We start from the raw sequence: 24,265 nt of genomic DNA, 5'->3' as shown, positions 1-24,265 counted from the left end.
GAACAGGGGCGCCGTTCAGCGCCCCACCAGTGATTACGCAGCAGCGACTTTCAGCAGCTTGATAGCCTGTGAATCGACCAGCATACCCCCGGTGCGCTTGGTGGTATAAAAACCGACAAACGGTTTGTTGGTGTACGGGTCGCGCAGGATGCGGGTGCCGATACGGTCAACGATGGTGTAACCCCGTTTGAAGTTACCAAACGCAATGGCTTTCGCATCGGCGGCGATATCCGGCATCTGTTCGTTTTCAGCGATACCGTAACCCGCCAGTGAGGATGGCTGTCCCAGTTCCAGCCCCGGACGCCACAGATAGTTACCCTCGGTATCTTTCAGCAGACGGATGGCAAACAGGCTGTTGTTGTTCATCATGAACTTCGCGCCGGTACGATGCGCCTTACGCAGCGTGTAAATCAGCTTAATGATGGCATCAGCGGTCACCGCGGTCGCTTCACCGGATACGATGTGCTGAAGTTTACCGAACGCACGAGCCTTATCGGACTCTTCGGTGGATTCATAGGCCAGGAACCCTTTCGGCTTCTTGGTGCCGTCACCAGTGGTAAAGGCAATTTCCTCCTGTTCGGCAAATTCGGTCGCCAGTTCACTGTTGATCCAGGCTTCCACGTTGAAGAAGGCATCATCCAGCATTTTCTGGGTGGCCTGCGGGTTGCCGTAGATTTCCCCCATGAAAGGCTCAATCAGTCCCAGCCTGGAAGTAGCGGTCTGGGAACGCGTGTCAGTTTCGCCGACCCATCCGGAAGCCGTACCACCCAGATTCACCAGTTTTTTATAGTCGGAACCGCCCACGGTGATCACCGTGGCCTCCTGGCGCATCACCACCTCATCTTTCAGCAGGCTGAGAATGCTGCGATCCAGCTCTTCCGGCACGGCATAACCACCATCCTCATCAGTGCCCACCTGCAACGCCTTACGCTCCAGATCGCGCAGACCGTCTTCGCGGCCTTTACGCAGAAAGCCGACGAAAGCGTCTTTATGTTCTGCAGCCACCTTGTTTTGCGCTCCACCTGCCGGACGTTTCAGCTCAAGCAGCTCTTTTTCAAGGTCGCTTTTGAGATTTTCCAGCTCGCTGAGTTTCCCGTTCAGGGTTTCCACCTGCCCGGCAAGCTTGCCCTTTTCCTGCTCAATCGCCTCAACGCGCTTGTCGTTCTTTGCTTTGAAGTCGTCAAACTTCTGTTGAAGTTCCTGCGCGACCTGTTCCACATCTTTAATATCAACCGCCATCGTATTTCTCCTGATTAGAAGTTCAGATTTTTCAGTACATTCAGTGCAGAGCCCACATCCTCAGCGTCGCGCAGGGACAGTGCGCCATAGCCCCCGGCCATGAATGCTTTGGCCTGGGTACGGGAGAGTCCGACATCACGCAGGACTCTTTCGATTTTTTTCTGTTCGGGGATTTCCCCGCGGGCCAGCGCGTTCTTGACGTCGCTGATCCGTGCCTCATCGTTTGACGGGAACGTCACCAGACTGACTTCCCAGAGGTCGATTTCTTTCAGCAGAAAGGCTTCTTTGCTCCGGTCGTATTCCCAGTCTTTCAGTACGTACCCAATAGAAAGGCCGGTTAACGAACCGGCCTTCATGTGTGCATGTGCGCGTTTTGCCAGGGGATCATCATCAATGAGCAATCGCCCCTTAACGTACAGCCCGACATCGTCTTCCTTCATTTCGTTGTAAACACCGATGGGCTCATCCATGCGGTGCTGCCAGAGCAGCGCAGGTAACGCTTTTCTGTCACTCCACTCCCGCAGGGAAGCAGCAAATGCCCCGGACATCACCACATCATCGTGGCTGTCCTTTACACCAAAGACGGAGCCATACCCTTCAAACTCACCGGAGTCACTGACAGATTTAAGACTCAGCGGTACATCAAGACGTTGTTTCGTCTGCATTGGCGTTATCCTTCTGCTTACCAGTTTTACTGCCATCGGAGGGTTTCGTGGTCATGTTCATCGGTGTGAGATAGACATCACCACCGGGACGCGGATTCATATCTTCCAGGTCGCGGCAGTCATTGGGAGAGTAAATCCCCCAGTTGATCCCGGTGGCATAGGCTTCAAAACGGGACTTCATATCCCCACGCAGTAACGCTCCTGCGTTAAATTTGGCGTAAAAAACGCCCTGCTTACTTTTTCGTACCAGTCCGGTGTTGATCCGCTGTTCGATGCGGGTCAGATACGGCACCAGTGAATAGTTGATAAATCCCAGCCCCAGCTCTTCAATATTGTTGAAGGTGGCGCGATCGGTGTTCTGCACCATGTGCAATGGCACCCGGAACAGACGACAGATTTCTTCAAGCTGAAACTTGCGGGTTTCCAGGAACTGGCTGTCCTCGGCGTTCAGCGCCATCGACTTCCAGTCCAGCCCCATCTCAAGGATCATCGGGCGGTGAGCATTACCAAGCCCGGTGTGACGCTCCTCAAAATCTTTCTTCAGGCGCTCATAAGCCTGATCCGACAGCGTCTGCTCTGTACGCAACACACCCGACGTCACCGCGCCATTGCTGAACAGTCTGGCCCCGTGCTCTTCGGTCGCTGCCGCCAGCGATATTGCCTCGCGGGCATAGGCGATGGGATTCAGCCCCACCAGTCCGTCCAGCGTCAGCGTGCGCACATGCCAGATATCCTCCTGGCTCAGTACATCCGTGGAGCCATCCGGGAATGTGACCTGATAGACCGGCTCCCAGCTACTGTTAAGCTTCGGCACCACACAACCGGGATCGACGGGCAGCAGTTCAGCCACTTCGCCAAATGCTTTCACTTTGTAGGCATAAAAGTTGCCCCGCAGGCACAGACAGGTGACCACCAGCTCCCAGAACTCCTGCGGCGTCATATAGCCATTGGGATGCGTGGAGATCAGCTTATGCAGACGTTCGCCAGTGGCTCTCTGTTTCAGGCTGCCGTTCAGGTGATACAGGTTGCAGGGCAACATCCCGACCGACTCTGCCAGCACTCTGACGCAGGAAAAAACCGCCGTCAGTCGCATGGCCCGCTGACTGCTGATCTGCTTTCCGGTATAGGTGTCGTATGACAGCCCGATAGCATCCGCCAGCTCTGCTGGCGTGGTCACCGGCGCGTCACTTTTTCGTTGAAATAATCCCGAAAAGAACACTATTTACCTCCGCCGACAGACTGCTGTGTACGGTCGAGATATCGCGCCACCAGCCACGACCAGAACATGCACAGCGCCCCGGCAACAACAAAACCCGCCGGGGGATAAATCAGCCAGGCACCATACGCCAGCAAAAGCGCACCCAGCACGCCCACCAGAGGCGCGAGAATCAGCATGATCATAATTACCTCAGTTAAAGCGAGCGGATCCCGTAGGACTCAATGTGATCAGACAGCGTGTCTTCTTTTTCGTACAGCATGGCTCTGCCAACCGTCATAATCAGCGCAACTGCACCATCGATTTTGTTTTCCGCCTGCTCTTTGACGGGTTTCACCACATCATCGTTACCCGGCATGTTTTTGCCGACCACGTTGCCGATACACCAGGTCATGATGGGATTGCCGTCATGATGAAAACGTCCCGATTCAATCGCCGCTTCCAGTTCTTTCATCGGATCGGACATGTTGGTGTAGTTCTGAATGATGGTGATGGGGTTCAGGTCTTCATCAGCAAGGTCATGCGACAGCCCGGTCGCCCCGAAGGGGTCGATGGGTGACTCACAGACCGGGCTGATTTTGTTCGCCGCTTTGGCCTCTTCGAGGATGTAGCGATAATCCACCTCCGCACCAGCGGTAACGGTCAGAACGCCCATTTCCACCCATTTCTGAAAGCGTTCGGCTGTCCGGCGATCTTCATTTTTCTCGACGCTGTACACCGTGTCATACGGTACCCAGAAGCGCGGAGCCACACTGTAGTAATGCGTTTTACCGTCAATCTCGCGGGTATAAAGTCGCGCCATACTGTTCATATCCAGCTTACGCGCCAGGTCAAAGGCCAGAATGCACGGCTGCCCCTCGAACTGCTCAAGGGTCAGTGATTTATCCTCGCAGCTCTGCCAGCTCACCAGGTTAAAATACGCCGAACGTGCCGACACCCAGATATTGAGGTGCTTTGTTTTAAAGACGTTTGTCAGACGGGCGTTATTTTTCGCACGCTGCTGCTGACTTAACAAAAATTCGCGATAAACCGACACGCCAATATTCGGGTTAGCTTTTTCCAGCACCTGCGGGTCGGTCCAGTCATCGCCTTCATCAACGGTATAGATGATCCCGAACAGTTCATCGTTGGGTACCGACCCGTTGAGCATCTCGATAACTTCCCGCCGCTTGTCGTAGCACGGCCCCTCAATGTTGTACCCGGCAGTAGTAATGGCCCACATCAGTGGCTGACGTCGCGCCCCCATCCCGGTAAGCATCGTGGTGTAAAGCGCATCGGTGGCGTGCTCGTGATATTCATCCACCACCGCACAGTGGGGTGATGAACCATCACCGGGGTTACCGATCAGCGGTTCAAACCGCGCGCCATCCTCCGGACGGTTCATGTTTGAGGCGTTAACCTCAATCCCGAACGCTTCCGTCAGCATTGGTGTGCGTTTACACATCAGTCGCGCCGGGCGAAAGACTTCCCACGCTTGTTTCTCTGTCGTGGCACCGGAATACACTTCCGCGCCAAACTCGTTATCACAGGCAAAACAATACAGGGCAACACCGGCAGAGATTGCCGATTTGCCGTTCTTACGGGGGATTTCGGTATACACCTCCCGGAAGCGGCGCAGCCGGGAGCCTTTATTGACCCAGCCAAACGCGCAGCAGATCACAAAGAGCTGCCACGGCTCCAGCGTGATGGGCATCCGTTTGAATGCCCACTCCCCCTTGGTGTGTGGCAACAGCTGAATAAATTTCGCGGCCCGTTCAGCCAGGTCCTTGTCGAAGCGGTAACGAAACGACTTACTTTTTTCCGCCATCAGGTCATCAAGATGGCGCTGGCAGGCCTGAATCACAAACTGGCAGGCCACAATCTTTCCGCGCACGACATCACGGGCATACTGATTGGCAGCATTTACGTTGGGGTAAGATTTCCGGCTCATGACTCGATGATTTTCAGAAACGGGTTAGTGGCTTTCTTCTGCCCCGCCAGGCCAATCAGACGCTGGCGGCTGCTGGGGTCGAGTCCGAGCATTGCACCCGTGCTGCTCATCTCGGACTCCTGTTCTTTTTTGGCGGTCAGCTCCGGATTTTTGACCATGCCGCCCATTGCACCGGTGATGGTGTTGCCCTGTATGGCAATATTTTTCACGGCACGTCGCCAGAACTCATAGGCCACGCACCACCGCTCAAGTACCGCCAGGTCAGTCACGCACAGCAGGCCCTGACCGCAGAGTTCTTTGGTTGTCAGTTGCCACATGATCGTGGCGAGAGGGAGAGCTTCTTCTGCGAACCACTCCGGTGGCTCAACACCTTTGATGGGCGTAAAAACAGGTTCATCTTTGTTCAGGGCTCGCTTGCCGGGGTTTCCGGCCAGCGCCTTGCGCGCCGTTGGCTTGGGGCGACGCCCGGAACGCCCCGCCGTTCCAGCCATATGCGGCACTCCTGGTTAAATTTCATTTTTCGCGGGTATAAAAAAACGATGAGGCGGGCAGTCCAGAAGACGTCAGGTCACAGAGATTTGACCTCCCCTCCCCTCAGACAGTTGAGAGTTATTATCACTTCAGCCGTTCACAGGCCGTCTTCGCCTTATGACACGGCCAGCACAGACTCTGCAGATTACTGTCTGCATCAGTGCCGCCATGCGCCTTAGGGATAATGTGGTCAACGGTTTTCGCCTCACGCACCACACCGGCACGCAGACATAACTGACACAGGCCTTTGTCACGCTTCAGCACACGTTCACGGATGGTATCCCACTTCGAACCGTAACCGCGCTGATGACGTGACAGGCCTGGTTTGTATTGCTTCCAGCCTTCGCTTTTGTGGCTTTCGCAATAGCCTGACGGATCTATGGTGGTATTGCGGCAGCCGCGAACGCGGCAGGCTTTTGGGGTTCGTGGTGGCATGTAAAATATCCATAATGAGAGAGTACTTGTCTCTCTCATATAAAAATTAATCTATGAACACTACAATTCTAGAATATATTTTTTCTATTTTTGATAAGTAGCAATTTTTATTTCCACCAGTCAGAATATATTGACTATAACCAGTCCTGAGTTGTTTCCATTCAGCATGTATACTTTTATCTTTAATCCCCCCTTCACATAAAACCCATGCTCTCACTGCATTCTGGTATGCTGATTTAAGGTCTTCTTTCTTGAAATATAGCTGTGCTTCATCATCAACTCGGTGAACAACAGCATTATACTGCTGTCCAACTCTTGTTCTAGCTATTCTATATTGTGTGGAATTCCAATTATCTGGCATTGCCTCAAAGGCATCCTCCAGCTCAAGTAAAGCTCTTTTAAACTCTAACTTTACTTTAAATTGCTCTTGTCTATTCCATGTGTTTAACGCCTTGCGTGCATAACACAACGCCCCCCAAGACGCGATAGCCGAACAACAAGCTCCAATAGCAGACAACATATTCCAATCCATCATAATGCCTCCCGTTAAAGGGGCGATATTAACACGGAATCATCTCTATAAAGGTGCAGGCCCTTTTACTTGTTAGCATCGATACTTTTTATTGTCGCTTTATCAAGATTACACTGTTCCAACGCTGACAACAGACTCACATTCAACTCCAGACTGTCACCATAGGTCAGAGTATCGGGGATGTGCGGTACTGGAGTTTCCAAAGTCAGAGTAGCTGGAAGCGGAATTGGAGGTACTGTTACGTAAACTGTCCGCGTATTTCCGCAACCGGTCAGCAGCGGCAGCAGGCACAAGGCGTACAGCACAATCATCATCCGCAACAGCCACTTTGATATCTTCCTGGGTTCTCTGTGACTCCAGTGCGATCTGCTGTTTTGCATGTTGATTCGCCTCCTGAATGATGTTCGTTATTGCCATAGTACGCAGAACATTCTCGGTGATAGCCTCAGTAGAATCAGCTCGCTGTTCCGCAGCATCAGCACGCTTCTGCTCCTCCAGAAACTTTCCATGATAGTGATTCGCTGACCAGACAAGACCACCAGCGACACAAGCAATAAACGTTAAAATGAGCGCCCAATAACTCATCTTCATACCAGCAGCGCCGCCCGCGCCTTGTTGTATCGGACCTTACGATCCTCAATACCGTTCAAACCGCCGTTAATGATGCGCGTAACACGGTTAATATCGGCACCGTAGATCATGCAACCTTTAGAGGTGTAGAACCATGCAGCTGAGCGCGCAGCCTGTAGTTCCTGTTCCAGTTGTTCAGGTGAAGTCACCAGATCTAACTTCAGCGCCGCGCCACAGATGCGATAATTATGGAGGCCAGTGATTTGAATTAATCCTCTACCACGATATTTCCAGCCATCACCGGGTGCTTTGTTACCCAGCCGGTTGCTATACACCAGATTGGCAATAGCATCCTGACGAGCTGCATGTCCGGATGTTCTGCCAAGGGCATCAGCCTGCTGCTGTGTGATCCTCTTTCCGAACGTCGCCACCAGCGCAGATGGCGTGTAGTTAAAATTTTCAACTACGGCGCTAAACCCCATCGACTCATGGCCTACCTGAGCGATAAACATCGCCTGATCCGCTGGTGCTGTAATGCCGAATTCCTTCATCGCCGCATCAATGTGCGGAAACCAGCGCGCGGCCAGTTCGGCGCTGATACCAGCCGCCTGCTGAAATTGAGACTCGTTCATGATTAAACCTTGTTATTATCCCCACCGATACGACCACTGATAAACTTCATTGCAAAGCCGCGGATCGCATCCACGCCGATAAGGCCGACGCCGCCACCTATCGCAACAGACAGGGACTTGGGCCAGCCGAAATATTCCAGCGCAGATGAGAAGGTCAACGTCAGGGCGCCGCAAAGTAGAATTTCGAGTGTTTTTTTCTTCCAGCCACCGTTACCGCCAAAATAGGCAATGCGCAGACCAGCCATAAATAACGACATCAGAACAGCGCCCAGCGGGGTATCTCCTCGCCACCAGCTCTGGAACAGCTCCAGCCAGCCCTGCCAGGAATGGGGATCGTTGTGCATTTTCATAAGCCTCACCTCCGATAGCTCGGATGGCGCAGTGTGAAGTAGGAAGGCCGCCCGGTGGATTAACGACAAAACTCAGAGGGATTATTCCGGACGGCACAAACAGAAAAGCCCCGCACGATGGCGAGGCTTGAATTTGTTTGGTCGACGATTGAAGCTATGGCGACGATATCAGATTTACTCAAAATGTATGCTATTTAATTGACTTTTGCAATACCCTGCTGCGAAAAGGTCGCTTTTTGTTGTGATCTTGTTTTCACCAGGCAAAGCAGAGATTCGGTATCAAGCCTCTTAAAGATGTTACTCATCGCGCGCCAGTAGTCCGCATAGTTGTGGCTCCAGTTGTCAGGCTTAACCCCGCACAGGCTGGCAAGCTCCTGTTGCTGGTAGACGTATCGTCCGGCCAGCCCCTCTCTGACATCCTGCGCCGCCAGCCAGATAAGTTTCTTCAGCCGCTCCACTGTCTTGCCAGCCATCTTCCTCCCTGCAAGCTGCTGTCTGAACTCGCACCACGCCCAACTTGTTATTTCGACCTGGTGTTCCCAGCAGGTATTCTCACTATAATTCCACAACAACCACGCCTTGTAGTGTTCATCGAGTGAAAGAACCGCCCGGCGCCATGAGGCAGTGGAATATTCCACAGGCTTCACCAGCGGGATAGCGCTTCCTTTCGCCAGCGACTGCTTGCCGGGGATTGGCGGGTTATTTAACGTTATCCAGCTTTCTGTTTCCTCGTTCCAGATACGCTGTTTTTTTCGGGGATAGTTTTTCGTGTCGAATTGCGCGTTCTCCAGCCAGGCCAAAAGCTGCCCTTTAGTCTCCCCGCTTAAATCGGCTGTCGCTACCATTAGCTGCTCACGTACATACTGGAGGTATTGAGTGTTCATTGAGTAAATCCTGTGAACTGATAAATACGAACAAAATTGCGCAGGATGCGGTAGTCAACCAACACCGACCCCGGACGGCGGTAAATGCGGAGGCGCTGCCAGCGCATGCGGAGTATCTCGATCAGTTCTGGTTTCATGCGGCCTCCAGCTTTTTTAGCGCACGCAGATCCGCCAGAGCCGCGAGCCTGATTTCCTTCAGCTCCTCGACCGTCCAGCGGTGCGGGGTGTTATTGTTCTCGAGTGCCAGCACCGCCGCCTCACCGTAACGCTCAACCAGCGCAGTACGATATGCTTCGATGTTCCCTGATTTGTAGACGTTGCAGACATCACACTGAAGATGGATGTTGAAGCGAGTGAAGCGCAGATGCCCCGCGGCGGCCGTAGTCCTGTAATGGCCTGCATGCCATGCGAACGCCGTCTTCGTTCCACAGGAGATGCAACCGAGTCCTTCTGCCAGTTCGGTTTCGCGGCAAATGTCATTTACGGCGCGCTGCGTCAAGTCAATCCAGTGCTTCAGCGGCTTAACCGCGGCTTTCCGCTGGCGCCAGGTGGCGCGTTCTTTTTTCTCAGCGGCGCGCTGAAGGGATTGCGCCTTACGTTGCGCGGCTTCGCGAGCTTTTCTGGTTTGTTCTTTGCCGACGGCGCTGGCGCACTGGTACGAGCAAACGATCTGCCCCTCGCGTATCGGGTGAAACCACTGGCGGCATTCTTTGTTTACGCACTTACGGCGCGGTAATTTAGCCATGTTCACCCCCAGACCTTTTGGCGTAAGGATTTTGGCGTCCGCACCCGGTGTGCATATTCAGGTAATTTCGCGCTGACAGTCCAGGTAATGAAGTCAGGGTTCAGGCTCTTTTCTGTCCTTACGCCCCGCTTCTGATAATCCGATATCAGCGTGTCGGCCTGCTCGGTTGTGCAGTCATGATGATGGAACCAGGAGTATTTCATCGCCATCACCCCGCAAAGCTCATGAGCTGGGCGGCGGCGTTCTCGGCCTCGCGCTGAGTACGGAATGTCCGTGATAAAATCCATCGCCAGAGAACATCAAGCGCAGATTTATACAACTGCTGAAATTCGACCTCATCCATACTGGAAAAAGCGATGCTGCGGGGATGTTTGCGAAGGGTGCCGTCCGGTAACTGGATGGCGTCATAGTGACCAGCCTCAACCGTCACCCATGCGCGGTAGGCATCGAATGATTTACACAGGCTAATCCCGTTTGTTACCCGGCGGTTTGCAATCTGTTCCAGATACTGTTCAGCCGCATCCAGTAATGCGCTTTCATTCCCGCCATATGCAGCGAGAAACTTTGCATAACCGTTTACCAGTTTGCGCTCATTGGCAGAAATGGCGCCGCCGGTGGGTTCCCAGTATTCAAACCCAAGATTAAGCAACGCGAAAAAGCGGCGATGGAATGCAGGATTCCTCACCTGACGGAACTCAGCCACCAGCACGGCGCCGAGTTTGATTTTTGATTGCAGAATATCACTGGTCTCCGGCGTTGCGGGGATCAGAATTCCAGATGACTGCTTGATGAGTTGTAATTCGTGCGCCATGGTATTCTCCGTGGCGCAGAAGGTTAACGGTTGTTCAGGCCGTTGATTTCATATTATCAGAAGGTGGTATTACCCGGTAGCCGAGACGACGAATAAAATGCATAAAACCGTTGGGAGTAAAAACTTCTTCATCATCCAGCAAAGGACGCATAGATACCATGCCATTTACACGATAGATAAGATGCCTGCCTGATGATGGAAAGCTAAACACCACGCAGCCATCAGATCTTCTTACAATGTCATACCAGCTATCTTCTGACTTTTGCAAAGCTGAATTATTCAATTTTTGTTCTCCCTTCAGGCGATGTACAGGCGCGGTTAAAAATTGTCGGCAGCAGCATCAAAGGGATACGCAAATTGCGGTATTCTGAAAAATGCGCGCCAGCATTAAGCGCAATGTTAATAAAACCAGTCGTCAGCGCTTTCCCACGTTTCCTGCAGAATGCTCTGTATACGTTTTTTATCGCCATCAGCAGCACCGACGATACTCAGACCATCCTGACTGCCTCGACGGATGGTTAAGTTGCAGTTTTCATACTGATTCTGGAGACGGGTAATTAATTCTTTTTCAAGCGCAGGAACGGCACCTTCCGGAAGCTGTTTTGTCCGGCTGATAACAAGTTCAATTCTCATAATTCCCTCTACATTTAACTACTGTATATAAACACAGTATACCTGTTAGAAAGAATATTCAAGAGGTGAATAGCACTTTTTGCAAAAGCTAGCATGTTGTTTCATATCAGATTTTAGGCGAAAAAACCCGCCGCAGCGGGTTATGACGCAACACTTCATGCCGGAATTTTCCGATCCGTCTTGTTGTGAACCTCCCAGAGACTAATGCCGCAACTGAACACAAACTCAGCCAGATAATTTAAACCGGACCATTCCCGGATGCCGCCGCGCGCCGCTTCCACAAATACAGCGATATCCTGATCACGCCACACTCCAAACAGGCGCCAGCCGCCACTGTCAGTCTTAACGGCTGCTATACGCGTCAGAACACCAGTCTGGTACAGGTCAGTGAACGCAGGTTTCTTCCTGGTTATTATTCGCATATCTACAAACCTAAGAAATGTTGATTACAAATCACTGATTCGTATTTTTTGATTTTGTACTAATGCCTACTCCTGAATTGCTTCAGAAGGTAGCCCAATCATCTCGTTCAGCGCTTCCCGGCGAATAGCAGGAGGCAGGGGAACAACCGCATCTTCAGCAGGTAACAGTTCTTTGGCTTCAGGCCACTGTTCCAGCAGTCGCTTAACCGTTCTGGCTTTATCCAGTGCGGCGGTGACGTTCTGGCGGATGTCTGTTTCGTCGCTTTTTATTTCCCTGTAAAGCGCATCGAAGCTGTAGAACTCGGTAACGAGTGGGTCATCTGCCAGTAAGGTGTATTCATAGGGGGTTATTTTTTGGATATGGTCTGGTGAACCCGGCTCATTGTGCCGGTAATTGCCGTTGAAGTATGCAGTAACACGCGAACCCGCCAGATTCAGATAAATATCGCTGTCATATCTGACAAACGTATAGTTTGTCCTCAGTTCTTCGGGCAGTTTCGCAATAAGCGCTGCAATTTTCTTTTCGGTTTTTAATACCTCAGACTCGGCTTCCGGTCCGCCAATTGCCGCCAGCCTTACACGTTCCGCCCAGTCTGCCCGGGCAGCACGCAGGGCTTTCTTCCGTTGCGGAATACCAGCTTTTGCCAGTGCATTATCCACGATTTTCTCTTTAATGGATTTATTCAGTGTCTGGTTCATATTTTTCACCTTGTATAATTCAGGTTGTACGAATCCCGCCGCGTGAGCGGTGTTTAAAAACGTTTTTACGGTTAATTAATTATTCAGATGCGCGTTATGGCATATGCAAAAGCCCACGCTATCCCGACATATAAAAATGCGTCAGGCCAGTTCATCCATTATTTCCCTCCTGTTTTGGTGCCGCTTTAATCATCGCCGCCCAGCACAACTCAGCCCGTCGCGCAGCCCGTCGACACCCGCTTAACGCTTCGTATTCCGCCCACACTTTTTCGTCGCTGAAATGTGGATCTGGCTCAGACTCGAAGCCGTTAATCACCATGTACTCGGTTGGAACGATCGGCACCAGCGCATAGCCATCCGGAATTACTGGGGAGCTCAACTCATCACGATTACTTACAGGTTGGCCACCCTGAAGCATGGCAGCTCGGCAGGCGTTCCAGCCTTGCGCAAAGCTCTTTTGATAAAGATTCATGTCATCAGATGTCGCCATTTCATCCGGCACTACCGGCGCTGGCTGCTCTTTGATATGCAGTCGTGGCTCGCCGTCTTTCGGTTCAGGCCATTCGCGCTTCTTGTTCACCGCCAGCTTTTCTACCATCGCCAGGGTAATCTGCTCGTCACTGATACCAGCACGTCTTTGCGCATCCCATAACAGGAATTGCATATCGGCCCACTCGCTCAGGTCGTCAGGTTCTGCGGCAGTTTCCAATGCTTCTTTTGAGAGATGTTTCAGCGGCCCTACTGGCCCAACATCGCCGAACGTCTTATCAGACCATTCGGCGTGCTCGCGGCGAACCTGTTCGCGTTCTGAAGCTGGCGGGGAAGCATATAACGGCATATACACGGCAACATCATCAGCAGCGTTTGACTGCTGCTCTAACGTCACGCATGTACCTGAAAATTTATTTAGATATCGCACAGGTTCAGCGGTAAGCGCTGCCAGTGTCTGCTTCAGCACAATAAGAATTTTGGCGTCGTCATCGCTCAGTCCAAACGGAATATCGTCACGAGTGTTCTCAAATTCAGCGATGGTTTGCTGTAGCCATTCTTTGGTAATAGTGGTCATCTCAATACATCCTCCACACTGATTAACCCTTTGCTGCTCAAATAGTCCATTGCATCGATATGTAACTTGCTGTCTGGTCTGGTGTTTCTAAGCGAGTAGGCCAGGCGCTTAATCCACATCGTTAATTCTTCCACTTGCTTTTCTGCCCGATCTGCTCGCTCACCCTCAGACTCTGCCAGTCCGTGGTAATGCCATTTTTCAGCCTCGTATGCGCTGGCGTAACCGTTGGCGCTGTCCAGCTCATCCAGCAGCGCCAGCACATCCGGGTCGCTCACATCGACGACAGTGACGCGAGACTGTTCATAATGGTCATCTGCGATACTGCGGCCTTCTGCGTAGTGGCAACCTTTATCGTCGTAGGTCGCGCCCGTGCAGCCATAGGTAATTCGACTGGCAGACATGCGCTGTATTGTCATTTCTTTGCCGCAAATGTGGCATTCAGGTGCAGGTTTTGGTGAATAGCGCTCACGCAGCGCACGTTTGTCGATGTTGCTCATTGGGCTGGCCCCTCGCATTTGTGATTTTCTGGATCATCGGCTTTGAAATAACCGCCGCAGATTTTGCAGGGTATCGTCGGCACTTCGTCGTAATTTGAGGTTCCCGTAATCATGACTGCACTCCTTTGCGAAGCTGGGCGGCGAACTCGTCAGCATCAAAAATCTGGTAGCGCAGGCTCACATGCGCTGCATCAAAAATATTTTCTGAAGTTGTTGGCAATGCGGTGAGCTGCGCCCTGTATTTATCTGCGAACATCTCCACACCCTGCGCACGCACCTCAGCCAGGAAAGCGTCGGTGGCTGGGGTTTCGCCGTGGTGCAGGGCATCATTGATAATCATCGCAGCTACTCCGGCCTGTCCTGCGTCCGTGACCGACACATGCTCAAGAGTTACGGCCATTGCGTGTTTCAGCCCCGCATTCTCCGCAGCCAGCGTATTACGCTCCTGAACCAGCTTTTCCGTTGCGTCCTGCGCCAGTTTGTTTGCTTGTTCGGTGGCTTCCATAAGGTCGTTAATCATGCTCAGCTTTGCAGACAGCGCCGCGCATCTGGATTCCAGTGCCGCTATGGTAGTTACGTGTTCAGCATTACGTTCCGCAAGCTGATTCATGGTTAAACCATCAGTTATTCCACGTTCTTTCATTTGGTTGCTCCTGTTAAATCAGACCGGCGTCTTTGCGTTGTTTGTATTTCGCCATTAACATCTCGGCTGGCGTTGGACCGCGATCCCGCGACGGCGCGGATAAAGCGCGACGAACAGGCGGTATGGGTTTACCTGCAAGAGCTCGCTTTTCCCAGTCATGTAGGATATCGCCAGCGGCCCGGATAAGTTCCTTTTCACTTAATTGCCCCTCAGTTCCACGGCGGCGCAGCTCCAGGCAGACGTGGTAATACAGCGGGTTTTTATCCCTCCAGGGGAATTGCTCACTGGTCGGATAACGGAAAACAAGCTTCCGCCAACGCCAGTATTCGCCCATGATGTCGTCAACACTGACCCCGAGTACTCCACTCCCCTCACGGCACCACGAAATAAACTGACCTGGCGACGGCCAGAACGGAGACTGGCTGGAACGGGCTTTCTGCATTCCGGCGGATAGCTGCTTGCGGGTGCGGATGCCATTTTCTGAAAATGCCGCTATCCATTGCTGCTTAGCTACTCGCTCGTCAGCATCGGAGCGGAGATTGGTTTGCGTCGCGGCCGGGAAAATCTGCTTCAGTTGCATGAACAGCGCGTCAACAAGGCGCTCAGCGTCTGAATTCACAACCCGGCCATGCTCAGGGTTGCCCCCGGCTATGCTTGCCATCGCTGCGCCATCCCGATTGTTTATTGCGCGGTAGAGTTCAGGTTTCATAGGAAATCCCTCCATGCATCCGGGCTGTTCCAGTGGATACTTTCCTGATCGATATCTCTGCTGCGCTTCGCCTGTCCGTCAGGTTCGAACAGACCCTGCCAGCCATTCGCAATACTGCGGTTAATAATTTCTTCAGGTGTGTATCCGTTCAGCCTGCAGCGGTCGAGCAGGTTGATAGCCTGCGTCACGGTCTGCTGAGACTTAATCGGCTTTTTCAGGTCACGGCGGTATTCAACCCATGAAGACCAGGTGATCGAAGACAGCCAGTCAGGCAACTGAACACTTGACGCATCGAACGAAACCGCCCGGGGGGATTTAGGGGGGTTATTACTATTGTCTTTACTGTCTTTTGTAATAGTGTCTTTTGTGTTTACCTGATTTGGGTAATAGCCGTTACCTGATTCGGGTAAACTTTTCTTACCTGATTCAGGTAAATTTACCTTTTTCAGGTAAGTTTTTTTTTCTGTACCTTTTTCAGGTAAAGATGACCATTCGCTGACCGTTTTATTAATCCCGATAACACGACCGGTTTGAGTTAATATCCCCCGCTTAACCAGGGCGCTTTTTGCAGATGAGCACTTATGAGGGAGAATGCCGGTCAGCTCCGAGAGCTGCTCGTTACTGACCCAGTCAGATTTCTTATTGAAGCCGTATGTTTTGCGCATGACAGCCATGAACACCAAAAGCTGATGCTGCGACAAACCTGCATGCATTACAGCCTCAAGGATCTCATTGGCGATGCGCGTAAACCCATCATCGAGATCTGCCACGCGCGGCTCCTTATGTGCCACGTCAGGCACAGGAAAATTGATTACTTCAGCAGTGTTTGCCATAATTACTCCTGTGAATTGATCCAGTTAATTCCACCAGAAAGCCGTTGGTGACCCCTCACCGCGGCTTTCGCCTTTTTGGTTGCTACCATTTTCAGTCCCACCCCAGCGCATCCGGCCTGGCTCGTTCAGCCTTTAGCCCGGCATCAGCGAGAATCTCTACGGCTGTGAGATAGTTTCTGGATACCAGTACCGCCTCCGGTGGCGCGGCCTGAATTCCAAGAAAAGCCAGCTCTTTCGCCATGTTGCAGAAATATCCCTCAGCTTTACGTCTGCTGACTGTCGACTCGCTGATGCCCATATGCTCGGCGTAAGATTTCTGACCTACCGATGCAAGCCGGTTGAGCAGGACGCTCTCTATTTCAATCGGGTTGATTTCTGGTGGGTCTAACTTTCGTGCAATTGCGTTCTCCATGGGTAAATATCCTCTATGGTTGTTTGGCTGATGCCTCTTGGCTTGGTAATCCATCTGTTGGGTTTGGGTAGAGATCAGGGCGCAGTTCGTGTGGGGTAACACCAGTAGCGCTGTAAATTGGAAGTACTCGATCGGCAGGAACCACTCCTTGATAACGATTCCGCCAATGACTGATGGTCATTGCGCTTACTTCCAGTAGTTCAGCAAGCCGGGTTGCGGTTCCTGCTCTGGTAATGGCTTTATCAATTGCTTTCATATTTGACTCCAGTGGCAACAGCCAAATTAAACAAAATGTTTATCATAATGTCAACATTTTGAATATTGAGCTAATAAACTTTTGGTTTAGAATTGTGTTATGAAAGAAAAAACTCATCAGATTAATCACCCACAAGTGCAGAGGCTCAACGAGATCCTCGAACTTAAAAAGTTGACCAAGTCGGACATGGCTCGCATTTGCGGGGTCAGTGCTCAGTCGGTCAATAACTGGTTTGTGCGCGGTACAATTGGGAAAAGCTCGGCGATAAAACTGGCAGACGCGCTTGGGGTGAGTCTTGAGTGGGTTCTTGGCCAAGAGGTCGACGAGAGGGACGGTTTAAAGGCCGACGAACGGAGACTGCTCGAACTATATCGCCAGCTTCCAGATGACGAGGAAAAGCAGAATTTTCTTCGGGTATTATCGCTTCGTCTCAAGGAACTGGATGCCATGTACGAGAAGTACATGAAGGGAAGGATTCGAACGCGCGAAGATTAAGATAAAAGCTCGGAGTAATTATCAAAATGACTCATTCTCAACATAGCAAGGAATAATTATGCCAGCATCGGTAATTAGCTTTATTAATATGAAAGGCGGGGTAGGAAAAACAACTCTATGTGTTGGCATTGCTGAGTTCATGGCTAACTATCTTGGTAAAAGAGTTTTAGTTATTGATGTTGATCCTCAATTCAATGCAACTCAATCACTCCTAGGTCATTATGGTCGTGTCGATGAATATCTTGATCAACTTCAAACAAATAAAATCACAATACGTCGAATTTTCGAAGTTCCAACATCCATTATGGATACGGCTCAAGCCATTAGACCTGTTGATGTTATAACTAAAGTTTCTGATAACCTCGACGTCATCTTAGGTGATATTAATATAATCTTTGACACATCTCAGGAGTCTGTAAGAATATTCAAAATCAAGAGGTTCATCGATGATAACAACCTCCGTGACCAATATGATTATATTTTCCTAGATAGCCCTCCTACAATATCAATTTTCACTGATGCTTCACTTGTTGCTTCAGATTTTTATGTCGTTCCGGTAAAAATTGATCACTACTCCATTTTAGGAGCAACTAGTCTGGTCAGTGTGGTGCGAAATGTAAGACACAATCATAATCCGAATATTAGACACTTAGGATTCGTTTACACCAATACTGATGATGAATTGACATTAAAAACAAGCAAGATAAAAGATAATTTTGAAGAAAAATTCAGTGAATTTTACTTCTTTGAACATAAGTTATCATACGTACGAGATTTAATGGTTGGGCAGCAGGGTAACATTCCCTCTTGCTATACAAAGTCAAGAAGTGATATAAGCGCAATATCAACAGAATTCGCATTAAGAGTTGACCAACTAATGGTGAGTGAAAATGGATAAAGAACAATACAACACTCTATTCAGGTTTGCCCATGGCGGAGTAACAAAAGAATCCGCGATAGGTCTTTTTGTGACCATCTTACTTGATAAAGATTTGTTAAAATCAAATCATGATGTAAAAGATTTTGTTGAAAGTGTCTTTTCCATAGCCCTATTACCATACGTTGTTCGCTCAAGAACACTTATTTGCGCAAAAATATGCAGATTTTTAGTAAGCAGAGAAAGAAAAGAAATCAATAACTATGGTGTTATGGCTCGTTCATATTTCGAAAATATTTTTTCTAAAGAAGAAGACCTGCAAGGCCATAAAAAAAGAAATACAGCACTTTCTAATATGGATCTGTGGGTATCTAGGATGCTTAAGAAAGGCGATAAATAATGCTTTCTAACGACCCATACGGCAACAGAGCAGAAACTGACAGGTTTCGCCAAGAGGCAACTAAGTATCTGAGTGATGAGTCAGATATAAATACCTTGGTAAGTGTTTTCAAACACGTTAGAATTTATAGCATGATTATTGAAATGAATACCAATCTATCACACAAATCACATGTGAAGGGTATAATTTATGATTCTTTAAATTCCATCGTTGCAATATTAAATAAAAGAGAACGATATTTACATTTAAATCTTCGTTCTATGATTGAGCATATAGCAAGAATAGCTTTGAATAAAACTTATTCTGGTGGTGATTTCGATGGAACGGTACGACGACGAGATTTTGATTACCTTAAATCTAATAGAAGAAATGAAAATTGGAACTATCTGCACAATGTTTATATAAACGCTTGTCATTATGTGCATTTTTCACCGCAAGCAAATATTAACACGTCAGCAACTTTTTTGCAGTTGCTTGTAAACGACTGCCATTCATCGCAAAAGAATCTTATTCGTAATCTACATAGATTAACAAGTTCCGTAATGGAAACTTACATTACTTATTTTCACTATGAAGTTGCGAGTACATTTTATAGATCCATGGCAGATCTGAAGTATCTGCTGGGGAATAGTTTATACACCAAATTTAAAGCGCTGAACTAACACCTCTAATTTAACCGGGCAACAAAGACGTTTTTTATCCTTAGCCCCCTTCCCCAAAACTGCAAGTGATCCCAGCCTCATGGCTGGTTTTTTTTGTCCAAAATCGGCATAAATCACACCTCCAAAAGTCAGATTAAACATTTTGTTTATTGATTTATACTCATTATGTTGACATATGTTTAAACATTGTGTTTAATGAAATCACCAAAACGCACCACGACCACCCAGGCAGGACGCCCACGAAGTAGCCGTCCGGGGCATACGAAGACCGGAATGAGGTGGAAAAGTTAACGCGCAGAAGGTTTAAACAATGTTCCGCTGGCCGGGCGATATCGGCACGAGGATGAGATGACTAATTACGGCACAACAACATTACCAAGAACCAGCGTTGTACCGGGAATGCTGGTTAAGTACCAGGGGCGCACATACCGCGCATCTGCAAACGTAGGAAAAGGGTTGTACTTGTTTGCCCTTTTCGAACGCCTGCGGACAACCAACGACGAGATCGAGGTTTACCTCAACCAACACGGCAAACCTGCAACCCATTAGCAGGAAAAACCAGCAAAACGAAATACTGCACAGATTCTGGCAGACCACATGGTGTCGGGGATTCTGCAAACAAAATTCAGGAGTTCAGCCATGAACGCATATCTCACTTACGACCGGATCGAGGCTCAGGACTGGACCCAGCATTACCAGCAAATCGCCAGAGAAGAGAAAGAGTCAGAACTTGCTGACGATCTGGAGAAAGGACTGTCGCTTCACATGCTGGAGTCGCTGTGTATGGACGAGCTACCGCGTCACGGCGCCAACAAAAAAGCGATCAGTCGGGCATTTGATGACGATGTCGAATTCCAGGAGCGCGCGTCGGAGTTTGTGCGGTACATGGTTGAGGTGTTTTCCCTGCATCAAATTGATATTGAATCAGAGGAATAAGACAAATGAGCACAGCACTCGCAACACTGGCAGGAAAACTGGCTGAACGTGTAGGAATGGATTCTGTAGATCCGCAGGAACTGATCACCACATTGCGCCAGACAGCGTTTAAAGGTGATGCCAGTGATGCGCAGTTTATTGCGCTACTGATAGTCGCCAACCAGTACGGTCTTAATCCGTGGACGAAAGAAATTTACGCCTTTCCTGATAAGCAGAACGGGATCGTCCCTGTGGTGGGTGTTGATGGCTGGTCCCGTATTATCAACGAAAACCAGCAGTTTGACGGCATGGATTTTGAGCAGGATAACGAATCATGTACATGCAGGATTTACCGTAAGGACCGCAACCATCCGATCTGCGTTACCGAATGGATGGATGAATGTCGCCGGGAACCATTCAAAACCCGTGATGGTCGTGAGATTACTGGACCGTGGCAGTCACATCCCAAACGGATGTTGCGACACAAAGCAATGATCCAGTGCGCCCGTCTTGCCTTCGGTTTCGCAGGCATCTACGACAAGGATGAGGCCGAACGCATTGTCGAAAATACCACGTATACCACAGATCGCCAGACGGAACGCGACATCACTCCGGTTAGCGATGAAACCATGCGGGAAATTAATGATCTGCTGATCACCCTGAATAAAACATGGGATGACGATCTGCTGCCGCTCTGCTCCCAAATCTTCCGCCGCGATATTGGTGCATCGTCAGATCTTACGCAAATCGAAGCAGTGAAAGCCCTCGGATTCCTGAAGCAGAAAGCAGCAGAACAGAAGGTGGAAGCATGACACCAGAAATTATCCTGGCTCGTACAGGTATTGACGTTAGCAACATCGAGCAAGGTGATGAAGCATGGCACCGTCTACGCCTCGGTGTCATCACTGCTTCCGAAGTTCACAACGTCATTTCCAGGCCAAAGTCGGGCAAGAAGTGGACTGATATGAAGATGTCCTACTTTCTCACCCTTCTTGCTGAAGTTTGCACCGGCGTGGCGCCGGAAGTTAACGCCAGGGCGCTGGCCTGGGGGAAACAGTATGAGGACGATGCTCGCACCCTGTTTGAGTTCACCACTGACGTGAAGGTCACCGGATCGCCGATCCTTTTCCGTGACGAGGGCATGCGTACCGCCTGTTCTCCTGACGGCCTGTGCAGTGATGGCCGCGGTCTTGAGTTGAAGTGCCCTTTCACCTCTCGCGACTTTATGAAATTCAGGCTTGGCGGCTTCGAGGCTATCAAATCCGCCTATATGGCCCAGGTGCAATTCAGCATGTGGGTAACCGGGAGAGATGCCTGGTATTTCGCGAATTATGACCCGCGCATGAAGCGAGAAGGCATTCACCACGTGGTTGTTGAGCGCGACGACAAATACACGTCCCTCTTCAATGAAATGGTACCGGAATTTATCGAAAAGATGGACGAAGCGCTAAAGGAGATTGGCTTCACGTTCGGGGAGCAGTGGCGATGACGCACGCAACAACGGCAGTACTACCAGTTGAAAAAAGTGTTCCGCGCACCTGGCGCCGCCCGTTCCTGAAATGGGCAGGCGGTAAATATTCGCTGCTGCCGGAACTGGATCGTCTTATCCCGGCAGGTAAACGACTGATAGAACCATTTGTGGGCGGCGGTTCGGTGTTTCTCAACTCAGACAAGCACGAACGTTTCCTTCTGGCTGACGTCAACGCCGACCTGATTAACCTGTACCAGATGCTGGCCGTAGTGCCTGATTCGGTAATCGCAGAGGCAATAAAAGCTTTCAGACATCTGAATGATGCCGAAAACTACACAGTAATTCGTGAAGCATTCAACGCCCAGAAACTGAATGCGACAGAACGAGCAGCCGCATTCCTTTATCTCAACAGGCACTGCTTTAACGGTCTGATGCGTTACAACCTTGACGGTTTTTTCAATGTTGGATGGGGAAAGTATAAAGCCCCATATTTCCCGGAAGAAGAGATCAGGGCATTCAGGAAGAAGTCTCGCGCGTGCGTATTTATGACTGCGGGTTTCGAACGTACTCTCAGGCTGGCGGGTGATGGTGATGTCGTTTACTGCGATCCGCCATACGAGCCAATACCCGGCACCACTGGCTTCACTAGCTACGCCTCCGGTGGGTTCTCATGGGATAGCCAGGTAGCGCTTGCTGAAAGCTGCGTTGCAGCCCATCAGCGCGGCGCAAAGGTGTTTATCAGTAATTCTACCGCACCACGCGTTATTGAACTTTACGAGCGGCACGGCTTCACTTTGCACCGGGTCAATGCCCGCAGATCAATATCGAGTAAAGGCAGTACCCGAGAAACAGCGAACGATATCGTCGCCTCACTGGGGATTTAGTGATGATGAAACTTATTAACAGAAGCAAGCAATCACCAGTCGGTCGTCGCGCATGTGATATTGCACTGGCTGCGCATCATGAGAAGTTCGGCGATTACGGCAGACAAAAGCACGTTACCAATTACACCGTTGTAGTGGATGGCGTAAAGGTTCCTGTCGAAGTAGTTAACCGGGCCACCAGCTACGTAGCCACCGCAATGATCGGCGTCCGGAAACTTAGAAATCTGCCGGCACAGGCAAACTGAATATTAGCGATGGCCCGCTGCAGGGCCACTGGAGAAAACGATGAGCAACAAAATCGAGAACCCTGTCGTGATTGGCGGTATGCAGTGTGGGAACATTCGACGCCTAACTGCCAGCACTCTTTATTCTACTGCGATGGTCGCTGGTGCTGTCTATGTAGCCAGTCTGTGAGGTGGATATGAACGATATTGCACAGAACAATGTTGGTATGATTGACGAAAAAGAAGCTATGAGAATGATCAAAGTATCTTCACGGATGACCATTTCGAAATATACCAAGCTATATAATTTTCCAAAACCAATCCGAACTCACCCCAAACAATACCTTCAGTCTGAGGTGGTACAGTGGATCTTAAACGGGGGGATCAACCAGAAATCTTCCTGATATGCCAGAATATTTTTTCAGCGTACAGCTCATAGGCGGCTTTCTGTTCAGCAATCCAGTCATGTTTGTTATAAACAGAAAGTACGCCGCCCAGCTCATGCCCCAACATTTTCTCAATAACATGCGGAGCTATACCTTCTTCTGAAAGTCTGGTTGCCAGTGTACGCCGAAAATCATGAGCGGAAAATTCGCCAATACCCAGGGATGATTCTATCCTTCCAAGAAATCTGTTTGCACCAGCAATAGTCATGGACTTTTTCAGATCCGGACCAGGGAAAAGAATATTCCCGTATGTCATTTCTGCTTTTTTAAGCAACTGATCGGCCGCGTCAAAAATTGGTCGTCTGATAATTCTGTTCGTTTTACTTTTTTCGGCGGGTACGGTCCATATCCCCTCCTCACGATCGAATTCCTCCTTAACAGCCAAGCGAAGTTCGCTATTCCTTGCGCCATACAGCATCAGTAGTTGATGGAGCAATCGGTTAGACGTTGACCCTCTGCTACGCTCTATCGCCAGCCAGATTTTAGCAAGCTGATTATAACTGAGTGTCACCTCACCCACGGTTGGTTTTGTCCCCACATCTTTTGGCTGTAACAGCATTAAATCAGCCGTGCTGATAAATTGTCTGCGTGTACACCAGCCAATAGCTGCCCGAAGTTGTACCAGTAACTGACGAGCCCTGCGTGGGTTTAATCGCTCTTCGTCAGTAAATCGTTCAACCCACAGGCGAACAGGAATTTCTTCAATCGGAACACCGGCGAACGCATCACTCATGTGCTTTATGACCGTCGACCTGTAAAGTGCCTTAGTCTTTTCCCTCAAAGCCACGTTAACATAGTTTGCCTCCCAGTAATCCAGGCAGTCTTTTACCGTTGGTTTTTTCTTTGACTTGTTGTTTCCGGCAAGCTCACGAGGATCAATGCCTTTATCGACGGACTCTCTTAAATCTGCGACTATGTTACGGGCGTCACGCAGAGTGAGAGCAGGATAGCGACCAAGTCCCATGCGGTGCTGTTTCCCATCCCAGCGAAAACGGAACTGGAAGCTAATGATTCCCTTTGGAGTAATACGGATACCCAACCCATCAGAATCAGTAATTTCAGATGGGCCGGAATATGGTTTACCATAGACAGAGCGAAGCTTAGTGTCACTGATTGCCATTTTAGTTTTCTGTACTCAATGATTTTATGGTTTATGTACTTATTTTGTACTCAATATCGCA

At 49.9% G+C, this 24,265-nt stretch carries 38 protein-coding genes; 11 read left to right on the top strand and 27 right to left on the bottom strand.

Going from position 1 to position 24,265, the window contains the following annotated elements:
* Positions 1 to 33: 33 nt before the first annotated feature.
* The 26 genes from LCS67_RS08580 to LCS67_RS08455 all read right to left on the bottom strand — a co-directional run bounded on the left by LCS67_RS08580 (position 34) and on the right by LCS67_RS08455 (position 16,710).
* Positions 34 to 1,239: a phage major capsid protein gene (locus LCS67_RS08580; protein WP_023231285.1), complete on the bottom strand. Its 1,206-nt coding sequence runs from the start codon at positions 1,237 to 1,239 to the stop codon at positions 34 to 36.
* A gap of 14 nt (positions 1,240 to 1,253) precedes the next feature.
* Complete coding sequence (locus LCS67_RS08575; RefSeq protein WP_024148415.1) at positions 1,254 to 1,904, bottom strand: HK97 family phage prohead protease; 651 nt, start codon at positions 1,902 to 1,904, stop codon at positions 1,254 to 1,256.
* Positions 1,882 to 3,123, bottom strand: coding sequence for a phage portal protein (locus LCS67_RS08570; RefSeq protein ID WP_023231283.1), 1,242 nt, complete (start codon positions 3,121 to 3,123; stop codon positions 1,882 to 1,884). Before LCS67_RS08570 ends, LCS67_RS08575 begins: the two co-directional genes overlap by 23 nt.
* The gene (ymfR, locus tag LCS67_RS08565; protein ID WP_000605609.1) at positions 3,123 to 3,305 is read right to left on the bottom strand and encodes a protein YmfR; all 183 of its coding nucleotides are present in this window, start codon (positions 3,303 to 3,305) and stop codon (positions 3,123 to 3,125) included. Before ymfR ends, LCS67_RS08570 begins: the two co-directional genes overlap by 1 nt.
* 11 nt (positions 3,306 to 3,316) lie before the next feature.
* Positions 3,317 to 5,050 (bottom strand): terminase large subunit, encoded by a 1,734-nt coding sequence (locus tag LCS67_RS08560; RefSeq protein ID WP_039501161.1) that lies wholly within the window; start codon positions 5,048 to 5,050, stop codon positions 3,317 to 3,319.
* The gene (locus LCS67_RS08555) at positions 5,047 to 5,541 is read right to left on the bottom strand and encodes a phage terminase small subunit P27 family (RefSeq protein WP_023231279.1); all 495 of its coding nucleotides are present in this window, start codon (positions 5,539 to 5,541) and stop codon (positions 5,047 to 5,049) included. The genes LCS67_RS08560 and LCS67_RS08555 overlap by 4 nt, the downstream gene beginning before the upstream one ends.
* A gap of 124 nt (positions 5,542 to 5,665) precedes the next feature.
* Positions 5,666 to 6,016 carry an HNH endonuclease gene (locus LCS67_RS08550; protein WP_023231277.1) on the bottom strand — a complete coding sequence of 117 codons (351 nt, stop codon included), beginning with the start codon at positions 6,014 to 6,016 and terminating at the stop codon, positions 5,666 to 5,668.
* A gap of 46 nt (positions 6,017 to 6,062) precedes the next feature.
* Positions 6,063 to 6,551, bottom strand: a complete 489-nt coding sequence (locus tag LCS67_RS08545) for a hypothetical protein (RefSeq protein WP_024148414.1) — start codon at positions 6,549 to 6,551, stop codon at positions 6,063 to 6,065.
* Positions 6,552 to 6,704: 153 nt separating this feature from the next.
* Positions 6,705 to 7,139: a hypothetical protein gene (locus tag LCS67_RS08540; protein ID WP_039501158.1), complete on the bottom strand. Its 435-nt coding sequence runs from the start codon at positions 7,137 to 7,139 to the stop codon at positions 6,705 to 6,707.
* Complete coding sequence (locus tag LCS67_RS08535) at positions 7,136 to 7,750, bottom strand: glycoside hydrolase family 19 protein (protein WP_001005893.1); 615 nt, start codon at positions 7,748 to 7,750, stop codon at positions 7,136 to 7,138. Before LCS67_RS08535 ends, LCS67_RS08540 begins: the two co-directional genes overlap by 4 nt.
* Positions 7,751 to 7,752: 2 nt before the next feature.
* Positions 7,753 to 8,094 carry a phage holin, lambda family gene (locus tag LCS67_RS08530; protein WP_162264800.1) on the bottom strand — a complete coding sequence of 114 codons (342 nt, stop codon included), beginning with the start codon at positions 8,092 to 8,094 and terminating at the stop codon, positions 7,753 to 7,755.
* A gap of 200 nt (positions 8,095 to 8,294) precedes the next feature.
* Positions 8,295 to 8,984, bottom strand: coding sequence for a bacteriophage antitermination protein Q (locus tag LCS67_RS08525; RefSeq protein WP_001097244.1), 690 nt, complete (start codon positions 8,982 to 8,984; stop codon positions 8,295 to 8,297).
* Positions 8,981 to 9,121, bottom strand: coding sequence for a YlcG family protein (locus LCS67_RS08520; protein WP_000801757.1), 141 nt, complete (start codon positions 9,119 to 9,121; stop codon positions 8,981 to 8,983). Before LCS67_RS08520 ends, LCS67_RS08525 begins: the two co-directional genes overlap by 4 nt.
* A complete protein-coding gene (locus LCS67_RS08515) occupies positions 9,118 to 9,729 on the bottom strand; it encodes a recombination protein NinG (protein ID WP_039501156.1) in 612 nt (203 codons plus the stop codon). The genes LCS67_RS08520 and LCS67_RS08515 overlap by 4 nt, the downstream gene beginning before the upstream one ends.
* A 2-nt stretch (positions 9,730 to 9,731) precedes the next feature.
* Positions 9,732 to 9,938, bottom strand: a complete 207-nt coding sequence (locus LCS67_RS08510; protein ID WP_001241019.1) for a hypothetical protein — start codon at positions 9,936 to 9,938, stop codon at positions 9,732 to 9,734.
* Entirely contained in the window at positions 9,938 to 10,540 is a 603-nt protein-coding gene (locus LCS67_RS08505; RefSeq protein WP_000929790.1) for a DUF1367 family protein, read from the bottom strand. Before LCS67_RS08505 ends, LCS67_RS08510 begins: the two co-directional genes overlap by 1 nt.
* A gap of 34 nt (positions 10,541 to 10,574) precedes the next feature.
* Complete coding sequence (locus tag LCS67_RS08500) at positions 10,575 to 10,823, bottom strand: hypothetical protein (RefSeq protein WP_071841283.1); 249 nt, start codon at positions 10,821 to 10,823, stop codon at positions 10,575 to 10,577.
* A gap of 116 nt (positions 10,824 to 10,939) precedes the next feature.
* Entirely contained in the window at positions 10,940 to 11,173 is a 234-nt protein-coding gene (locus tag LCS67_RS08495; RefSeq protein ID WP_001217669.1) for a DinI family protein, read from the bottom strand.
* Positions 11,174 to 11,661: 488 nt separating this feature from the next.
* Positions 11,662 to 12,294 (bottom strand): Nmad5 family putative nucleotide modification protein, encoded by a 633-nt coding sequence (locus LCS67_RS08490; protein WP_016062831.1) that lies wholly within the window; start codon positions 12,292 to 12,294, stop codon positions 11,662 to 11,664.
* 151 nt (positions 12,295 to 12,445) lie between these two features.
* Positions 12,446 to 13,360: a DUF550 domain-containing protein gene (locus LCS67_RS08485; protein ID WP_046597594.1), complete on the bottom strand. Its 915-nt coding sequence runs from the start codon at positions 13,358 to 13,360 to the stop codon at positions 12,446 to 12,448.
* Positions 13,357 to 13,857 carry an ead/Ea22-like family protein gene (locus tag LCS67_RS08480; RefSeq protein ID WP_045718384.1) on the bottom strand — a complete coding sequence of 167 codons (501 nt, stop codon included), beginning with the start codon at positions 13,855 to 13,857 and terminating at the stop codon, positions 13,357 to 13,359. The genes LCS67_RS08485 and LCS67_RS08480 overlap by 4 nt, the downstream gene beginning before the upstream one ends.
* Before the next feature lie 109 nt (positions 13,858 to 13,966).
* Positions 13,967 to 14,362, bottom strand: a complete 396-nt coding sequence (locus tag LCS67_RS08475) for a hypothetical protein (RefSeq protein WP_371062116.1) — start codon at positions 14,360 to 14,362, stop codon at positions 13,967 to 13,969.
* A 151-nt stretch (positions 14,363 to 14,513) separates the two neighbouring features.
* Positions 14,514 to 15,209: a replication protein P gene (locus tag LCS67_RS08470; RefSeq protein WP_045718387.1), complete on the bottom strand. Its 696-nt coding sequence runs from the start codon at positions 15,207 to 15,209 to the stop codon at positions 14,514 to 14,516.
* The gene (locus tag LCS67_RS08465) at positions 15,206 to 16,042 is read right to left on the bottom strand and encodes a replication protein (RefSeq protein ID WP_046597590.1); all 837 of its coding nucleotides are present in this window, start codon (positions 16,040 to 16,042) and stop codon (positions 15,206 to 15,208) included. The genes LCS67_RS08470 and LCS67_RS08465 overlap by 4 nt, the downstream gene beginning before the upstream one ends.
* A gap of 91 nt (positions 16,043 to 16,133) precedes the next feature.
* On the bottom strand, positions 16,134 to 16,508 hold the full coding sequence (locus LCS67_RS08460; RefSeq protein ID WP_010835408.1) for a CII family transcriptional regulator: 375 nt from the start codon (positions 16,506 to 16,508) through the stop codon (positions 16,134 to 16,136).
* Positions 16,468 to 16,710, bottom strand: a complete 243-nt coding sequence (locus tag LCS67_RS08455; RefSeq protein ID WP_000643689.1) for a transcriptional regulator — start codon at positions 16,708 to 16,710, stop codon at positions 16,468 to 16,470. Before LCS67_RS08455 ends, LCS67_RS08460 begins: the two co-directional genes overlap by 41 nt.
* A gap of 99 nt (positions 16,711 to 16,809) precedes the next feature.
* Between LCS67_RS08455 and LCS67_RS08450 the strand changes: the two genes are divergently transcribed.
* The 11 genes from LCS67_RS08450 (at position 16,810) to LCS67_RS08400 (ending at position 23,042) form a co-directional block, all read left to right on the top strand.
* Positions 16,810 to 17,205, top strand: a complete 396-nt coding sequence (locus tag LCS67_RS08450) for a helix-turn-helix domain-containing protein (protein ID WP_000660736.1) — start codon at positions 16,810 to 16,812, stop codon at positions 17,203 to 17,205.
* A 58-nt stretch (positions 17,206 to 17,263) separates the two neighbouring features.
* Positions 17,264 to 18,103 (top strand): ParA family protein, encoded by an 840-nt coding sequence (locus LCS67_RS08445; protein WP_001111772.1) that lies wholly within the window; start codon positions 17,264 to 17,266, stop codon positions 18,101 to 18,103.
* Positions 18,096 to 18,482 carry a hypothetical protein gene (locus LCS67_RS08440; protein ID WP_000356948.1) on the top strand — a complete coding sequence of 129 codons (387 nt, stop codon included), beginning with the start codon at positions 18,096 to 18,098 and terminating at the stop codon, positions 18,480 to 18,482. The genes LCS67_RS08445 and LCS67_RS08440 overlap by 8 nt, the downstream gene beginning before the upstream one ends.
* Positions 18,482 to 19,144: a hypothetical protein gene (locus tag LCS67_RS08435; protein WP_000950426.1), complete on the top strand. Its 663-nt coding sequence runs from the start codon at positions 18,482 to 18,484 to the stop codon at positions 19,142 to 19,144. The genes LCS67_RS08440 and LCS67_RS08435 overlap by 1 nt, the downstream gene beginning before the upstream one ends.
* Positions 19,145 to 19,492: 348 nt before the next feature.
* Positions 19,493 to 19,693, top strand: coding sequence for a cell division protein FtsZ (locus tag LCS67_RS08430; RefSeq protein WP_039501146.1), 201 nt, complete (start codon positions 19,493 to 19,495; stop codon positions 19,691 to 19,693).
* Between the two features lie 90 nt (positions 19,694 to 19,783).
* Positions 19,784 to 20,080, top strand: a complete 297-nt coding sequence (locus LCS67_RS08425; protein WP_039501144.1) for a host-nuclease inhibitor Gam family protein — start codon at positions 19,784 to 19,786, stop codon at positions 20,078 to 20,080.
* A gap of 5 nt (positions 20,081 to 20,085) precedes the next feature.
* On the top strand, positions 20,086 to 20,871 hold the full coding sequence (gene bet / locus LCS67_RS08420) for a phage recombination protein Bet (protein ID WP_001648679.1): 786 nt from the start codon (positions 20,086 to 20,088) through the stop codon (positions 20,869 to 20,871).
* Positions 20,868 to 21,548, top strand: a complete 681-nt coding sequence (locus tag LCS67_RS08415) for a lambda exonuclease family protein (protein WP_000187056.1) — start codon at positions 20,868 to 20,870, stop codon at positions 21,546 to 21,548. Before bet ends, LCS67_RS08415 begins: the two co-directional genes overlap by 4 nt.
* Positions 21,545 to 22,414 (top strand): DNA adenine methylase, encoded by an 870-nt coding sequence (locus LCS67_RS08410; protein WP_039501142.1) that lies wholly within the window; start codon positions 21,545 to 21,547, stop codon positions 22,412 to 22,414. The genes LCS67_RS08415 and LCS67_RS08410 overlap by 4 nt, the downstream gene beginning before the upstream one ends.
* A 5-nt stretch (positions 22,415 to 22,419) precedes the next feature.
* A complete protein-coding gene (locus LCS67_RS08405) occupies positions 22,420 to 22,659 on the top strand; it encodes a DUF4060 family protein (RefSeq protein ID WP_001754984.1) in 240 nt (79 codons plus the stop codon).
* A gap of 176 nt (positions 22,660 to 22,835) precedes the next feature.
* On the top strand, positions 22,836 to 23,042 hold the full coding sequence (locus LCS67_RS08400) for a helix-turn-helix transcriptional regulator (RefSeq protein ID WP_000997833.1): 207 nt from the start codon (positions 22,836 to 22,838) through the stop codon (positions 23,040 to 23,042).
* On the opposite strand, the gene LCS67_RS08395 is transcribed toward LCS67_RS08400, so the two are convergent.
* Positions 23,023 to 24,204, bottom strand: a complete 1,182-nt coding sequence (locus tag LCS67_RS08395) for a tyrosine-type recombinase/integrase (protein WP_001007943.1) — start codon at positions 24,202 to 24,204, stop codon at positions 23,023 to 23,025. The two genes, LCS67_RS08400 and LCS67_RS08395, sit on opposite strands and share 20 nt — an antisense overlap.
* Positions 24,205 to 24,265 lie beyond the last annotated feature (61 nt).

Origin of the sequence: Salmonella sp. A7, from assembly GCF_020181675.1 — a bacterium.
GTDB classification, from domain to species: domain Bacteria; phylum Pseudomonadota; class Gammaproteobacteria; order Enterobacterales; family Enterobacteriaceae; genus Salmonella; species Salmonella enterica.
Note: the sequence above shows the minus strand (reverse complement) of the source record. Positions and strands in the feature narration are given on the sequence as shown.

Coding starts and splice junctions, on each gene's coding strand:
- LCS67_RS08580 (WP_023231285.1), bottom strand. CDS start 1,239: ATGGCGGTTGATATTAAAGATGTGGAACAGGTCGCGCAGGAACTTCAA.
- LCS67_RS08575 (WP_024148415.1), bottom strand. CDS start 1,904: ATGCAGACGAAACAACGTCTTGATGTACCGCTGAGTCTTAAATCTGTC.
- ymfR (WP_000605609.1), bottom strand. CDS start 3,305: ATGATCATGCTGATTCTCGCGCCTCTGGTGGGCGTGCTGGGTGCGCTT.
- LCS67_RS08560 (WP_039501161.1), bottom strand. CDS start 5,050: ATGAGCCGGAAATCTTACCCCAACGTAAATGCTGCCAATCAGTATGCC.
- LCS67_RS08555 (WP_023231279.1), bottom strand. CDS start 5,541: ATGGCTGGAACGGCGGGGCGTTCCGGGCGTCGCCCCAAGCCAACGGCG.
- LCS67_RS08550 (WP_023231277.1), bottom strand. CDS start 6,016: ATGCCACCACGAACCCCAAAAGCCTGCCGCGTTCGCGGCTGCCGCAAT.
- LCS67_RS08545 (WP_024148414.1), bottom strand. CDS start 6,551: ATGATGGATTGGAATATGTTGTCTGCTATTGGAGCTTGTTGTTCGGCT.
- LCS67_RS08540 (WP_039501158.1), bottom strand. CDS start 7,139: ATGAAGATGAGTTATTGGGCGCTCATTTTAACGTTTATTGCTTGTGTC.
- LCS67_RS08535 (WP_001005893.1), bottom strand. CDS start 7,750: ATGAACGAGTCTCAATTTCAGCAGGCGGCTGGTATCAGCGCCGAACTG.
- LCS67_RS08530 (WP_162264800.1), bottom strand. CDS start 8,094: ATGCACAACGATCCCCATTCCTGGCAGGGCTGGCTGGAGCTGTTCCAG.
- LCS67_RS08525 (WP_001097244.1), bottom strand. CDS start 8,984: ATGAACACTCAATACCTCCAGTATGTACGTGAGCAGCTAATGGTAGCG.
- LCS67_RS08520 (WP_000801757.1), bottom strand. CDS start 9,121: ATGAAACCAGAACTGATCGAGATACTCCGCATGCGCTGGCAGCGCCTC.
- LCS67_RS08515 (WP_039501156.1), bottom strand. CDS start 9,729: ATGGCTAAATTACCGCGCCGTAAGTGCGTAAACAAAGAATGCCGCCAG.
- LCS67_RS08510 (WP_001241019.1), bottom strand. CDS start 9,938: ATGGCGATGAAATACTCCTGGTTCCATCATCATGACTGCACAACCGAG.
- LCS67_RS08505 (WP_000929790.1), bottom strand. CDS start 10,540: ATGGCGCACGAATTACAACTCATCAAGCAGTCATCTGGAATTCTGATC.
- LCS67_RS08495 (WP_001217669.1), bottom strand. CDS start 11,173: ATGAGAATTGAACTTGTTATCAGCCGGACAAAACAGCTTCCGGAAGGT.
- LCS67_RS08490 (WP_016062831.1), bottom strand. CDS start 12,294: ATGAACCAGACACTGAATAAATCCATTAAAGAGAAAATCGTGGATAAT.
- LCS67_RS08485 (WP_046597594.1), bottom strand. CDS start 13,360: ATGACCACTATTACCAAAGAATGGCTACAGCAAACCATCGCTGAATTT.
- LCS67_RS08480 (WP_045718384.1), bottom strand. CDS start 13,857: ATGAGCAACATCGACAAACGTGCGCTGCGTGAGCGCTATTCACCAAAA.
- LCS67_RS08475 (WP_371062116.1), bottom strand. CDS start 14,362: ATGGAAGCCACCGAACAAGCAAACAAACTGGCGCAGGACGCAACGGAA.
- LCS67_RS08470 (WP_045718387.1), bottom strand. CDS start 15,209: ATGAAACCTGAACTCTACCGCGCAATAAACAATCGGGATGGCGCAGCG.
- LCS67_RS08465 (WP_046597590.1), bottom strand. CDS start 16,042: ATGGCAAACACTGCTGAAGTAATCAATTTTCCTGTGCCTGACGTGGCA.
- LCS67_RS08460 (WP_010835408.1), bottom strand. CDS start 16,508: ATGGATTACCAAGCCAAGAGGCATCAGCCAAACAACCATAGAGGATAT.
- LCS67_RS08455 (WP_000643689.1), bottom strand. CDS start 16,710: ATGAAAGCAATTGATAAAGCCATTACCAGAGCAGGAACCGCAACCCGG.
- LCS67_RS08450 (WP_000660736.1), top strand. CDS start 16,810: ATGAAAGAAAAAACTCATCAGATTAATCACCCACAAGTGCAGAGGCTC.
- LCS67_RS08445 (WP_001111772.1), top strand. CDS start 17,264: ATGCCAGCATCGGTAATTAGCTTTATTAATATGAAAGGCGGGGTAGGA.
- LCS67_RS08440 (WP_000356948.1), top strand. CDS start 18,096: ATGGATAAAGAACAATACAACACTCTATTCAGGTTTGCCCATGGCGGA.
- LCS67_RS08435 (WP_000950426.1), top strand. CDS start 18,482: ATGCTTTCTAACGACCCATACGGCAACAGAGCAGAAACTGACAGGTTT.
- LCS67_RS08430 (WP_039501146.1), top strand. CDS start 19,493: ATGACTAATTACGGCACAACAACATTACCAAGAACCAGCGTTGTACCG.
- LCS67_RS08425 (WP_039501144.1), top strand. CDS start 19,784: ATGAACGCATATCTCACTTACGACCGGATCGAGGCTCAGGACTGGACC.
- bet (WP_001648679.1), top strand. CDS start 20,086: ATGAGCACAGCACTCGCAACACTGGCAGGAAAACTGGCTGAACGTGTA.
- LCS67_RS08415 (WP_000187056.1), top strand. CDS start 20,868: ATGACACCAGAAATTATCCTGGCTCGTACAGGTATTGACGTTAGCAAC.
- LCS67_RS08410 (WP_039501142.1), top strand. CDS start 21,545: ATGACGCACGCAACAACGGCAGTACTACCAGTTGAAAAAAGTGTTCCG.
- LCS67_RS08405 (WP_001754984.1), top strand. CDS start 22,420: ATGAAACTTATTAACAGAAGCAAGCAATCACCAGTCGGTCGTCGCGCA.
- LCS67_RS08400 (WP_000997833.1), top strand. CDS start 22,836: ATGAACGATATTGCACAGAACAATGTTGGTATGATTGACGAAAAAGAA.
- LCS67_RS08395 (WP_001007943.1), bottom strand. CDS start 24,204: ATGGCAATCAGTGACACTAAGCTTCGCTCTGTCTATGGTAAACCATAT.